Annotated in this window: 12 protein-coding genes; 4 read left to right on the forward strand and 8 right to left on the reverse strand. The window is 38.4% G+C overall.

The features are described 5' to 3' along the window. Positions 1-114 precede the first annotated feature (114 nt). The 3 genes from N0B48_RS20150 to apaG all read left to right on the forward strand — a co-directional run bounded on the left by N0B48_RS20150 (position 115) and on the right by apaG (position 4,696). The gene (locus N0B48_RS20150) at positions 115-2,931 is read left to right on the forward strand and encodes a 2-oxoglutarate dehydrogenase E1 component (RefSeq protein ID WP_259840936.1); all 2,817 of its coding nucleotides are present in this window, start codon (positions 115-117) and stop codon (positions 2,929-2,931) included. Between the two features lie 40 nt (positions 2,932-2,971). Further along, positions 2,972-4,228 carry a 2-oxoglutarate dehydrogenase complex dihydrolipoyllysine-residue succinyltransferase gene (gene odhB / locus N0B48_RS20155; protein WP_259840937.1) on the forward strand — a complete coding sequence of 419 codons (1,257 nt, stop codon included), beginning with the start codon at positions 2,972-2,974 and terminating at the stop codon, positions 4,226-4,228. Between the two features lie 81 nt (positions 4,229-4,309). Next, positions 4,310-4,696 (forward strand): Co2+/Mg2+ efflux facilitator ApaG/CorD, encoded by a 387-nt coding sequence (gene apaG / locus N0B48_RS20160; RefSeq protein WP_259840939.1) that lies wholly within the window; start codon positions 4,310-4,312, stop codon positions 4,694-4,696. 245 nt (positions 4,697-4,941) lie between these two features. Here the strand turns inward: apaG and N0B48_RS20165 are convergent, their stop codons facing one another. The 4 genes from N0B48_RS20165 to N0B48_RS20180 form a co-directional block, all read right to left on the reverse strand. Beyond that, complete coding sequence (locus N0B48_RS20165) at positions 4,942-5,664, reverse strand: T9SS type A sorting domain-containing protein (RefSeq protein ID WP_259840941.1); 723 nt, start codon at positions 5,662-5,664, stop codon at positions 4,942-4,944. 4 nt (positions 5,665-5,668) lie between these two features. Further along, complete coding sequence (locus tag N0B48_RS20170; RefSeq protein ID WP_259840942.1) at positions 5,669-6,226, reverse strand: 3'-5' exonuclease; 558 nt, start codon at positions 6,224-6,226, stop codon at positions 5,669-5,671. A 202-nt stretch (positions 6,227-6,428) separates the two neighbouring features. Further along, positions 6,429-7,409, reverse strand: coding sequence for a glycosyltransferase family 2 protein (locus N0B48_RS20175; RefSeq protein ID WP_259840944.1), 981 nt, complete (start codon positions 7,407-7,409; stop codon positions 6,429-6,431). Between the two features lie 5 nt (positions 7,410-7,414). Beyond that, positions 7,415-8,299, reverse strand: coding sequence for a lysophospholipid acyltransferase family protein (locus N0B48_RS20180; protein WP_259840946.1), 885 nt, complete (start codon positions 8,297-8,299; stop codon positions 7,415-7,417). An 81-nt stretch (positions 8,300-8,380) separates the two neighbouring features. On the opposite strand from N0B48_RS20180, the gene N0B48_RS20185 reads away from it, so the two are divergent. Next, positions 8,381-8,944, forward strand: a complete 564-nt coding sequence (locus N0B48_RS20185; protein WP_259840948.1) for a thioredoxin family protein — start codon at positions 8,381-8,383, stop codon at positions 8,942-8,944. A gap of 60 nt (positions 8,945-9,004) precedes the next feature. Here the strand turns inward: N0B48_RS20185 and N0B48_RS22965 are convergent, their stop codons facing one another. The 4 genes from N0B48_RS22965 to N0B48_RS20200 form a co-directional block, all read right to left on the reverse strand. Beyond that, positions 9,005-9,193 carry a bacteriocin-like protein gene (locus tag N0B48_RS22965; protein WP_442867485.1) on the reverse strand — a complete coding sequence of 63 codons (189 nt, stop codon included), beginning with the start codon at positions 9,191-9,193 and terminating at the stop codon, positions 9,005-9,007. Positions 9,194-9,264: 71 nt separating this feature from the next. Further along, positions 9,265-10,650 (reverse strand): aldehyde dehydrogenase, encoded by a 1,386-nt coding sequence (locus N0B48_RS20190; protein WP_259841179.1) that lies wholly within the window; start codon positions 10,648-10,650, stop codon positions 9,265-9,267. A gap of 20 nt (positions 10,651-10,670) precedes the next feature. Then, a complete protein-coding gene (locus N0B48_RS20195; protein ID WP_259840950.1) occupies positions 10,671-12,233 on the reverse strand; it encodes an MFS transporter in 1,563 nt (520 codons plus the stop codon). Between the two features lie 313 nt (positions 12,234-12,546). Beyond that, positions 12,547-13,593: an HlyD family secretion protein gene (locus N0B48_RS20200; RefSeq protein ID WP_259840952.1), complete on the reverse strand. Its 1,047-nt coding sequence runs from the start codon at positions 13,591-13,593 to the stop codon at positions 12,547-12,549. Positions 13,594-13,595 lie beyond the last annotated feature (2 nt).

Genomic DNA, 13,595 nt, shown 5'->3' on the forward strand with positions numbered 1-13,595 from the left:
TTTATTTTTTTCTTAATTTTTTTTAACGGTCTCAGGCTGTCCTAACTCGGTTTTTTTTATTAAATTTGAAGATTAATTCTACAAATAAATTTTAATAATAGATAAACTGTAATAATGGACAGATTTTCATTCCTAAACGCAGCTCATTCTCAGTTAATTGAGGATTTATACCAACAATACTTAAAATTCCCGGATTCTTTGGAGCCATCATGGAAAGCCTTTTTTCAAGGCTTCGATTTCGCTTTGGAGAACTATGGAGATGATGATAACATTCAATACATTCAGGCTCCGGCCAACGCTGCTCCGGCAGTACAGCAGATCTCTCAGGCAGTAGCCGGTGGAGAAGTTCCGGAACACATCAAAAAAGAGTTCAAGGTAGTAAACCTTATCGAGGCTTACAGAACGAGAGGGCACTTGTTCACAAAAACAAACCCGGTTAGAGAAAGAAGACACTATACGCCTACTTTAGACATCGAGAACTTCGGTCTTAGCAAGGAGGATTTAAATACAAAATTCAACTGTGCTGTTGAAACAGGGATGAAAGAACCTGCAACACTACAGGATCTGATCAAGCATTTAGAAAGTATCTACTGCGGTTCTATCGGAGTAGAGTATACGTATATCAACAACGTTGAAGAAAAAGATTTCATTAAGAAGTGGCTTCAGGTGAACGAAAATCACCCAAGTCTTTCTGCCAACGAAAAAACTGAGATTTTACTAAAATTAAATCAGGCAGTAGCTTTCGAAAACTACCTTCACACTAAATTTGTAGGACAGAAGAGATTCTCTCTGGAAGGAGGGGAAACCTTAATTCCTGCATTGGATCAGCTGATCTCAAGATCTTCTCAATTAGGAGTAGATGAAGTGGTTCTTGGAATGGCGCATAGAGGAAGACTGAACGTGTTGTCAAACATTTTCGGGAAATCTTACAAGCAGATCTTCTCAGAATTTGAAGGAAAAGAATTCGAAGAGGATGTATTCTCAGGTGACGTTAAATATCACTTAGGATCATCTAAAATAGTGAAAACTGCTTCAGGAGAAGAAGTAGCTATCAACCTTACCCCGAATCCATCTCACCTTGAAACCGTAGCGGCTCTTGTAGAAGGGATCTGCCGTGCGAAGATAGATGACAAATACAAAGGAGACGGTTCTAAGATTCTTCCTATCGTAATCCACGGTGACGGTGCTATCGCCGGCCAGGGTATTGCTTATGAAGTAGCTCAGATGATGACGCTGGAAGGTTACAAAACAGGAGGAACGGTTCATATCGTTGTTAACAACCAGGTTTCGTTTACCACCAACTATGCGGATGCAAGATCTTCAACATACTGTACTGACATTGCAAAAGTAACTGAATCTCCGGTAATGCACGTTAATGCTGACGATGCTGAAGCAGTAGTTCATGCAATGCATTTTGCTGCAGACTTCAGAGCGAAGTTCGGTAAAGACGTTTATATCGATTTATTAGGATACAGAAAATATGGTCACAACGAAGGTGATGAGCCTAGATTTACGCAGCCTAATCTTTACAAATTGATTTCAAAACACCCGAACCCAAGAGAAATTTATAAAGATAAATTGCTTAAGGACAGCATCACTTCAAACGATGTGATCGCAAAAATGGAATCAGATTTCAAAGTGCTTTTAGATAAAGACTTTGATGCTTCCAAAGAAATCGAAAAAAATGTAATGGATCTGTTTATGGCAGATGACTGGACCAATTATCCTATCGGAAAAAGAGGTGCAGTTCAGATTCCTGTAGATACAAAATATGACTTAGAGAAGCTTAAAGAGCTGGCGATTAAAATGTCATCTCTTCCTGCAGACAAAAAGTTCATCAATAAAATTACAAGACTGTTTGATAACCGTGTTAAAGCTATTGAAGGAAATTCATTAGACTGGGCTCTTGGAGAATGGTTGGCATATGCTACGCTTCTTGTGGAAGGTCACAATGTAAGAATCTCCGGAGAAGATGTGGAAAGAGGAACATTCTCTCACAGACACGCAGTAGTGAAAACGGAAGATACGGAAGAAGAATATATTCCGTTGAGACATGTATCAGAAAGCAGATTTGATGTATTCAACTCTCACCTTTCAGAATATGGAGTTCTAGGTTTCGACTATGGATATGCAATGGTTTCCCCTAATACTTTAACGATCTGGGAAGCTCAGTTCGGAGACTTTGTAAACGGTGCTCAGATCATCGTTGACCAGTATCTGGCTGCTGCAGAAGAGAAATGGAAGATCCAGGACGGATTGGTGATGCTGTTGCCTCACGGTTCAGAAGGTCAGGGAGCAGAACACTCTTCAGCGAGATTAGAAAGATTCTTAACGCTTTGTGCGAACGAAAATATGGTAGTAGCCAACGTTACTTCACCAGCCAACTATTTCCACTTATTAAGAAGACAGCTTAAATGGACATTCAGAAAGCCACTGATCGTAATGAGCCCTAAATCTCTGTTGAGACACCCTAAAGTGGTTTCTCCACTGGAAGATTTTGCAAACGGTTCATTCCAGCCTATATTGGATGATCCTAAAGCAGATCCTAAAAAAGTAGAAAAATTAGTATTGTGTTCAGGTAAACTGTACTTCGAATTATTAGCGAAGAAAGAAGAACTTAACTGTGAAAATATTGCACTGGTAAGATTCGAGCAGTTATATCCGCTTCAGACAGATGCTATAGAAGCTATCTTCAGCAAGTACGACAGCAGAACACAGCTGATCTGGGCTCAGGAAGAACCTGAAAACATGGGCGCATGGTCTTATATCCTGAGAAACTTCAGAGATACGGGAATCCAGATTGTAGCTCCAGTACCAAGCGGTGCTCCGGCTCCGGGAAGTCACAAAATGTTTGAAAAAAGCCAGAATGCAGTGATCAACAGAGTTTTCGACAGAGATGATGCTCCTGCAAAAAGACCCGTTACCGTGTAATTAAGAATAATATCCAATTAAAAAATAAAAAATACTCAATATGTCAGTTTTAGAAATGAAAGTTCCTTCACCGGGAGAATCCATTACAGAAGTTGAAATTGCAACTTGGCTTGTGAAAGATGGTGATTATGTAGAAAAAGATCAGCCCATCGCAGAAGTAGACTCAGATAAAGCAACTCTTGAATTACCTGCAGAACAAAGCGGTGTGATCACGTTAAAAGCAGAAGAGGGTGATGTAGTACAGGTTGGCCAGGTAGTTTGTTTAATTGATGTGGATGCTCCAAGACCTGCAGGCGGAAGCGCACCTGCTGCTGAAGCTCCAAAACAGGAAGAGGCTCCGAAAGCTGCTGAACCGGCTAAACAAGAAGCTCCAAAACCAGCTGCTCCGGTAGCTGCTCCACAAACGTACGCAACAGGAGCTCCATCTCCTGCCGCTAAAAAAATCCTTGACGAAAAAGGAATTGAGACTGGACAGGTTTCAGGAAGCGGAAGAGACGGAAGAATCACTAAAACAGACGCAGAATTGGCTGCAGTTCCTGCTTTAGGTGGAACACCTTCTACAGCAACTGGTGCACGTACAACTACAACAACTAAACTTTCAGTTCTAAGAAGAAAAATCGCTTCAAGACTTGTTTCTGTAAAGAACGAAACAGCGATGTTGACCACTTTCAACGAAGTTGATATGTCTGAAATTTTCAGATTAAGAAAATTATACAAAGAAGAATTTGCTCAGAAACACGGAGTAGGATTAGGCTTCATGTCTTTCTTTACAAAAGCGGTGACAAGAGCATTACAAATGTACCCGGATGTAAATGCATCTATCGACGGAGATTTCAAAATCAACTATGATTTCTGCGATATTTCAATTGCAGTTTCAGGTCCTAAAGGATTAATGGTTCCGGTATTGAGAAATGCTGAAAACATGTCTTTCAGTGGAGTTGAAGCCAACATCAAAGATCTTGCGACTAAAGTAAGAGACGGTAAAATTACAGTTGATGAAATGACTGGCGGTACATTCACGATTACAAATGGTGGTACTTTCGGATCTATGATGTCTACACCGATTATCAACCCTCCACAGTCTGCTATTCTTGGAATGCACAACATCATCCAGAGACCGGTAGCGGTAGACGGACAGGTAGTGATCAGACCAATGATGTACGTTGCCATGTCTTATGACCACAGAATTATCGATGGAAAAGAATCTGTAGGATTCCTTGTAGCGGTAAAAGAAGGTATCGACAATCCTGTTGAAATTTTAATGGGAGGCGACGAAAGAAAAGGCCTTGGACTATAAAATTTAATAAAATTTTAAGATAACTTACAATCTCGCCTTAAAAAAGGCGAGATTTTTGTATCTGTTATAAAAACTAAGGTGATGTTCTCAAAAATGACTTCCAATATCAAAGTTTCAGTAATACCTGAATATGATAGTAAAAACAGTTATCCTTCCGAAAACCGTTATGTCTTTAAGTACAATATTACAATAGAAAATGACGGAAGCTTTCCCATTAAAGTACTTAAAAGAAAATGGCTCATCTTTGATGTCGGTTTTGGATACACAGAGATTATTGGTGATGGTGTAATCGGATTGACACCGGAAATTCCCACAGGCGAAAATTTCGCTTATTTCTCCAATGTAATGCTTCGGTCCGGCGTAGGTAATATGAGCGGAAAATACCTCGTTAAAAACACGGATACGCAGGAAACCTTTGAGATAGAGATCCCAAAGTTCAACCTGTTGTCTGAAGTGTTAAGCAATTAAGCTGAGTTATGAGTTTCAGGGTAAATTTTGGTTGCTAGTTACTGGTTTATGAGTTGTTGGTTGGTAGTATTTAAGCTAATAAATTATAGTCTTAAATCTGACATTCTGATATCTAATGTCTTGACTCTTATTCTCCAACCTACATTCACGATTCATTTGCGGAGCAAAATTCACCATTGACATTCTTCATCTCAGTTGAAAGTCTGAAATCTTATGTCTGAAATCTGATATCAAAAAAATTAGGATTATTCCCTGATAAACTGATGTCTGCTTATTCCTTTCTGAGATTTGATTTCTAAGAAATAGCCTCCTTTTGAAAGGCCGGAAACATCTATTCTGGAATCTTTAGAATTCTGCTGAACGAGTTTCCCTTCAGCGGTATAAATTTTTGTCCATTCAATGTGATCAATACCCTTGATTTCAAGGAAACTGTCTTTAACAGGATTAGGATAAATCTTTATTGACGCAGTTTTAGATGCCTCCGATTCTTTGGTGGCTAAGAAACCACTTTCATAAAATGCCTTATCTCCCAGATTATTGGTGAGAACTAGATTTCTTGTGTTTCCTGAACTGGTAATTACGTACTGATGATTATCTGAATTAAAGGCGAAATAATGATAATATTGATTCGCAAAATTTACATTTTCAGGGAGTGTACAGGTTTCGTTGGGTCCCGCTCCATAAGTCCAAAATGTAAAATTGGTTGGATGAATGTCCATCTGATAAATCATTGCCCAAACACTCGTCCCACAGAAATGACTGTCCATGGTGACGTATGTTCCCGAAGCTCCGGGAGGAGGAGTGAAGGTTAGTGTGGGAGCTCCTATTTCGCTATTCTGCGGAAGATCATAAGTAATGTTGTTTTTAATTACTTTCTTTAGATTCCATGTTGTACTCAGGAGTTCCGAGCTTTGTGCCTGGAATAGGGTGCTGACAATAATGACAGCCGGAAGTAAAAGTTTTTTCATGGGGTTATAGTTTTTTGATGTATTTATTTAAAAAAGATTCATGGATTTCGTCGTTTTCAGTAATGATTAATTTTTCAAAAGCCAACAGTGCAATTTTTGCGCAAGCCTCTGCATCGTCTCCGGCGCGGTGATGGTTCAGACTGATCTGGTGATGTTCTGCCAGATGTTTTAGTCCGTATTTTGGAAGATAATTCCATGATTTTTTAGCGAGCTGAATACTGCAAAGATAATTCAGCTTTGGGGTAAACATACCGTAATGCTGGAAACAGCCTCTTAAAACCCCCGCATCAAAGCTTGCATTGTGGGCAATCATCAGTGATCCGTACATCATTTCTTCAGCTTCGTACCAGATCTCATCAAAAGTAGGAGCATCCTTTACATCGTCGGGAGTAATCCCATGGACGGCAATATTAAATCTGCTGAAATAGGGAAAGCTTGGCGGTTTGATCAGCCAGGTCTTCGTTTCCACGATTTTGGAATCCTGAACAATACAAATACCCATTTCACACGCTGAATTCTTCTCGTGAGTTGCCGTTTCAAAATCTATTGCGCAGAAATCCATCTTTTTGAATTATAAATTATAAGTTGCTGGTTGGTTAGTTGCCGGTGTTATTTAGCGTTCAGGGTTTTAAATGGAAGGTTTAAAGCTTAACGTTTTTTGAAGTTAAGAATTTTTCCCTTAAAATAAAATAGTCAGATATTTGCACTCTAATACTCTAATACTCTAATACTCTAATACTCTAATACTCTAATACTCTAATACTCTAATGTTTTCCACCCAAAAAATGCCTGAAGATCAGCCATTTTGATTGATAGAAATTGCTCTTCTGATGATTTTGACGGAGTTTCCATGTTCCCGGAAGCTGTCCGTAAAATCCGAAATGCGCTCTTACAACGGCCCACAGATGTGGAAATCCGTTTTTTAATCCGAAATAAATTCCGGCAATTCCGTCTAAACAAAGTCTGAAAAAAATTAACCATATCAGTTTGGGAAACGGAAGGTTTTTCAGCATCATAGAAAGGTTATTGCGGATATTTAAGTATGTTTTTTGAGCGCTTTGTTTGTTGAGTGTTCCTCCACCTACGTGATAGACTTTGGATTTTCCGGTGTAGAAAGTTTTTCTTCCTGAGTTAATCAGCCTCCAGCAAAGATCGATTTCTTCCTGATGGGCAAAAAACCGTTCATCGAAACCTTTCTGTTCCCAGAAATCCTTTGAACGGATAAAGAAACTGCATCCTGAAGCCCAGAAAATCTCTGTTTCATCATCATATTGTCCTAGATCTTCTTCCACATCATCGAAGACACGTCCCCGACAGTAAGGATAGCCCAGATTGTCAATAAGGCCACCACCAGCTCCGGCAAATTCAAAAAATGTTTTATGATTAAAAGAAAGTATTTTCGGTTGTATTGCTGCTATGGAAGCGTCTTTCTCAAATAATTCGAGCACCGGATCTGTCCAGTTTTCAGTAACTTCTACATCAGAGTTGAGAAGACAATAGTATTCATTGTTTATTTCCTTTAAGCCTTCGTTATATCCACCGGCAAAACCGTAGTTTTGAGTGTTTTTAATGATTTTTACGGCAGGAAAATGGGTCTGTACAAACGCTACAGAGTCATCAGTAGAAAGATTGTCGATGACATAAATATCTGCATCTTGGGAAAAACTCACCACGCTTGGAAGGAATTTCTCAAGCCAGTTTTTACCATTCCAGTTTAAGATAGCAACGGCTAATTTTTTAGGCATCAGGATTATTTTTTATCGCCATCAAATGTTTTAATAGCACTTTGATATTTCCATTTTCTATGGGACCAAAGATAGTTGTCAGGATTTTTGTGAAGTGTATTTTCCAGAAGATGATGGAATTTTTTCACCACTTCGTGTTCTGTAAACTTTTCACCGTCCGGATATATTCTGCGGTAGTTCACCTGGTAATAGCCCCGTTTTACTTTCTTCATTTCGCAATAAATAAAGGCAAGGTCCATTCTGGTAGCCAGTTTGTCATACCCTATAAAGGCAGGTGTTCTCTGGTGAAGAAAATCTAATCCGTAATTGACATGAGCAACATGCGGAGTCTGATCTGCCACAAACATATAGGCTGATTCACCATCATTTTTAGACCTGAAGATATTCATGATCACTTCATTCGCCTCCAGCGCTTCATTGCCAAATTTGTTTCTTACTTTTTTCATCTGGTTTTCCCAGAAATCGCTGTTGACCTTTCTGTATACCGGATGACAATGTTTTTGAGGAATAACTCTCGCGAAAGCATTCATCCATTCCCAATTAAAGACATGGCCGGCAAGCATGATGACATTTTTGCCTTCAGCTTTGGCTTCATGAAATACGTCCTGATTGATGTGCTGCATTCTTACTCTGGCTTCCGTTTCAGAAATACTGAAAGATTTAATAGTCTCTACAAGATAATCAGAGAAGTTAAGATAGAATTTCTTTCGGATGATTCTGATCTCTTCTTCCGACTTTTCAGGGAAAGACTTTTGCAGATTTTGGGTAATGACATTCTTTCGGTAGCCTACCAGATAGTAGTTCAGAAAGAACATAACGTCCGAAAAAATATACAATACTTTAAGCGGAAGTTTTGAAATGAAATATAATATTTTGATTAAGAAATTCATAAAACATGCAAATCTAGTGATAATAAAATTATGGTTCTATTTTTGCTTGCAATAAGTATAAATTTTTTTTATTTTTATCTTATGAAAAAATTGTCGATTATAGCCTTTCTGGGACTGAGTATATTTGCTTTTTCACAGGAAACAAAAAATGTACCGGAAGGAAGACAGAAGGATAATGCCCTTTTGGTGAAAACTGATCAGGCTGAACTGGATGCGAAGAAGAAAGCAGGTGAGGAAAAAGCCAAACTTCCTAAACCCTACGATCCGAAAGCCAATGCAGAGGATGATATCAACACATTAATTGCCAAGGCTAAAAAAGAAGGGAAAAATATCATCATTCAGGCGGGTGGAAACTGGTGTATCTGGTGTCTCCGTTTTAATAATTTTGTTCAAAGTACCCCTGAGTTGAAGGAAATTGTAGATAAAAATTATCTTTATTATCACCTGAATTACTCTCCCGAAAATAAAAATGAAAAAGTTTTCAGTCAATACATAAATATAAATGAACAGCAATTTTATCCTTTTTTTATCATATTAGATAAGAATGGAAAAAAATTAAATGTACAACAAAGCGAAGTTTTAGAGGAAGGAAAGGGATATAGTAAAGAAAAAGTAAAAAAGTTTTTGCAAACAGGTAAAGCTTAAGTGATACTATTTAAGATAAGATAAAGAGGCTCTTCCAAAAAGATAGCCTCTTTTTTTAGACTAGCAATTTTCCACATGTATGCTATTATCGTGTGAATTAAAACACGCTACACCTCCTCCCTGATAATCTAAACATGAAGTGCAAGAACTTAAAGATATAAAGGAACCATCTGCACAAGTGCCAGCACACGAACTGCCACCAGAAAGCGTTTTTAGCTGTTTACGAGATAATTTTTTAAAATTTTTCATAATTATATAGATTTAAATGTTCATCTATAAATGTACAAATTATTATATATAAATCTCAGTAATGGGAATAATTATAGTAATTTCTTAATCCAGCTTAATTTTTTTTCAGAATAGGGTGGATATTTAATATTGGGTTCACCCCAGGTTGCTTTTTCAAGGATAGATTTCTGATGTGAAAAAGCTTCGAATCCATATTTTCCATGGTAATTTCCGATACCGGAAGCTCCAACTCCTCCGAACGGTAATCGTTCATTACCTAAATGCATGATGACATCATTGATACATCCGCCACCAAACGATAGTTTCGATGTAAAAGCTTCTTTTTCCTCAGAATTATGGGTGAACAAATAGGCGGCCAATGGTTTTTCATGGTCCAAAATAGTATTTAAAACCGGATTAAAATGAGTAAAGGTGATCACAGGAAGTATCGGACCGAAAATCTCTTCCTGCATGACATCATCTTCCCAGGTTACATTATGCAGAATAGTGGGTTCAATATGCAGTTTTGTTTCATCAAAATTTCCTCCGAAATAAATCTTCTCCTGATCGATAAGCTTTATGAGACGGTCGAAATTTTTACGGTTGATAATTCTTGTATATTGTTCGGAACCAGATTCGTATTTGAATTCTGTGATATATTTTCTCAGCATTTCTAGAAACTGTTCATGAATAGCTTCTTCTACAAGCAGATAATCCGGGGCTACACAGGTTTGTCCCGCATTCAGAAATTTTCCCCAGACGATTCTTTTGGCGGCTACTTCAAGGTCTGCATCTTTAGTGATGATTGCAGGAGACTTTCCTCCCAATTCAAGAACAACGGGTGTTAAATGTTCTGCAGCTGCCTTGTACACGATTTTTCCAACTTTTGTGCTTCCTGTAAAAAATATTTTATCAAATTTCAGTTTTAAAAGCTCTGTAGTTTTATCAATGCCACCTTCGTATACATACAAATATTCGGGCGGAAAGTTCTCATTGATGAGTTTTGCCATCACTTTCATTGTATTTTCTGCTATTTCGCTGGGTTTTAAAATACAGCAGTTTCCCGCAGCCAGTGCGGCGATCATAGGAGAAAGTGACAATTGATAAGGATAATTCCAGGCACCAATAACCAGGACACAGCCCAACGGTTCGGGATGAATACTGCTTTTACCGATCTGATTGGAAAGATTAGTCGTGACTTTTTTAGGCTTTGAAAGTGAATTTAAGTTCTTCAGATAATAATGAATATCATTCAGGACAAAAGAAAGTTCTGTGGTAAAAGTATCAAACTTTGATTTCCCGAAATCCTTGTGAATGGCTTCATATAAAAGATCTTCATTCTTTAGAATAATATCCCGAAGCTTTTCAAGATACATTTTCCTGAATTTGAGGTTCTTTGTCTGCTGGGTTTTGAAAAAAGCCTGTTGATTCGATACAATTTCCTGAATGTCCATAAAATCAAATTTCCTGAAGTACAGCAAATTTTCGGCCTAAATAATCACATAATATTTCTCACTGCAATTTTTACGGGATGATACAGCAGCAAAGCAAAAGCCGTAATCAGTGCCAGCCAGAAAAGTCCGGTGAAAATCTCCATATTGGAAAGAAGAATCGACTGAGCGGTTATTTTTGCTTTAAATGCACCGGCAGTCATAGACAGGGATTCATTAACCGGCAGTTTAGACAGATTAGCTCCGAAAATCTGATTCCACTGGCTGTAGAAAACAGGATTGGAATCGGTCATATTGAAACTTAAAGTGTCAGAATGTTTTAATGTTAAAAACAGCATCAGATTCTGCATCAGGGCATATCCGATTGCAGTGGTCCAGAAACGGGTAGTGGTTCCTAAGGCCGTGGCATTGGCGACATATTGCTCAGGCATCCCGGAAATTAAAAAGAATACAAGTGGCGTAAATAGTAGACCTTGTGCGATTCCTTGTAAAAATAAAGGCGGACAGATCGTGGAAAGGGTCGTATCCGGATAAAAGGTATATGTAAACCATGCACAATCAATGGCCAGCAGCAGAAATCCGGTGAAGAAGACAATTCTTGAAGAAACACCACGCATCAGGCAGATTCCGGATAAAATAACGCCCAATAAAGTCCCTGCCACATTCCAGTATTGAATATTCACAATATAATCCCATGGCCATTTCCAAACGACGGCCATAATGCTGTATACATTATTTAAACCTGATCGGATCAGATAGAAAATAAAGAACATAATCATTCCGGCAATGACATTTTTAGAACTGAACACTTCATAATGAAAAAGAGGTCTTTTGGAATTCCTTTGCTTTAGCATAAATAATCCTCCGGAAAGAAGAAATATGAAAAAACACATGATAATCGTGTCGGACTCCAGCCACATCAGTCTTTTTCCGTAAATAATGGCATAACCTCCTGACTGCAGGCAAGCCCAAAGCAGGAACCAACTGGTAATGTCCAGCTGATATAGAGGCATTTTAGGAAAGAATCTGTTGGTATTAAAAAGAGCAATTCCAATGATCAGGACAAAGATGTGAAAGTAAGCCATCATCAGGATCATATGCTTGAAATCATAATCTTCAATACTGGATTTCAGTAAAGAAGTGGTGATGGTTCCCCCGGTAAGCATGATGCTGTACATGAACAGATAGGCTATTACTTTGGCGTGTTTTGTTTTTAATTCGGCGATAATCAGCGGAAGAAAAATCGCACCTTCGAACAGTCCGAAAATGCCTTCCAGAAAACGGATCACCAGAATAACCTGATAATTATTTGTGATTGATAAAACATACAGGATAATCACCGAAACAGAAGCCATCAGAAGAATATAATACTTCACGCTGAAATAGGCTAAAAACCGTTGTAAAACTAAAAGTGTAACCACAAATGTCCCGTACATCAAAATCATTAAATACTGGATGTCATCCGAATCGACATCCATAAAAGAAGACGTGAAAGCACTATTGGAATGCAAAAGCGACAATAACATCAGGTGTGGAAAAAGAGCAAGTACAAGAAGGGGTAATTTCAGCCATTGTGGGACCCATTTGTGATAAACTGTATGATGCTGCATGGTTGATGTGTTGATTCGTTGATGTGTTGATTTGATGATTAGTTGATTTGGGGGTGGGAGAAAAAAACGCGGAAAGACAAAGAAGCAGGGTGTAAAAGTAAAAGGTAAATTGACAAATACTTAAGAATAATAATAAGTCTGTCGATGCAAATGTGTCTTTCCGCTGAAAAAATCTAAGGCTGTTTATTAAATGATAATATGCGAACTTAAAAATGTGAGGATGTGATCATTATTAAAGTATTCTTCTGCATTACTATCGTTCAGCTCTAATAACTCACACACCCTTACATTCTCTAACATTCACACTAAATCACTATATTTTCTTTGCACTCACCAGAACATTCATCCCGGAAAGTAGTTTTTCGTTATTTTGATTATTATCGAGAATAATTTTCACAGGAAATCGTTGTTCAATTTTCACGAAGTTTCCGGTGGCATTATCCGGCTTTACGAGGGAAAACTGTGAACCGGAAGCAGGAGATACGGAAACCACTTTTCCTTTAAATTCAATATCAGGATAAGCATCTGCCGTGATTGTAACTTCCTGTTTCGGATCGATCTGTCCGAGCTGGGTTTCTTTATAATTCGCGATAATCCATTTTTCTTTGCTCACAATTTGTACCAGAGCCTGGCCTTCTTTAATAAGTTGTCCTTCCTGGATGGTCTTTTTCCCGACCCAGCCATCATAAGGTGCTGTAATCACGGTATAGGAAAGAAAAAGCTTAGCATTATTCAGGCTTGCAGAACTCTGCTGGATCTGACTTTTGACGGGAGCTACTTTTGTCTGCTGCTCATTGGCACCTGCTCTCACCGCATTTTTCTGCTGTTCTAAGGCTAAAAGATTGGCTTTGGCCTGTTCATAGGAAGCTTTTACATTCTCAAATTGCTGTTCTGTGGCTGCATCTTCTGAAACTAAATTTTTATACCGCTTAAAATCCTGTTCCGTTCTCCAGATATCAATTTTGGCTGAAGCAATTTTAGCATCGATGATTTTGGAATCACTTTCTTTGGTATTGACACCGCTTTCAATGGTGGTGATGTTTTCAGCATTTGCATGAAGGCCTGCTTCCGCCATTTTCACCTGGTTGACAAACTCTCTGTTGTCTATGACGATTAATATATCTCCTTTTCGGACGAACTGGTTTTCTTCGAACTGTATCGTTTTAATGAAGCCTGAAACCTTACTGGAAACGGGTGTAATATATTGCTCGATCTGGGCATCATTCGTGGTGACATTTTTTCTTGAGAATAGAAAGAAGCTTACCATTCCTGTAATCCCGCTGATGATCAGGATCCAGGCCAGCAGGGTGATCGTTTTGTTGATTCTTTTTTCCTTTTGTGTCAGTTGTTTCTTTGCCATAG

The sequence above is a fragment of the Chryseobacterium herbae genome (assembly GCF_025154075.1).
GTDB lineage: Bacteria > Bacteroidota > Bacteroidia > Flavobacteriales > Weeksellaceae > Chryseobacterium > Chryseobacterium herbae.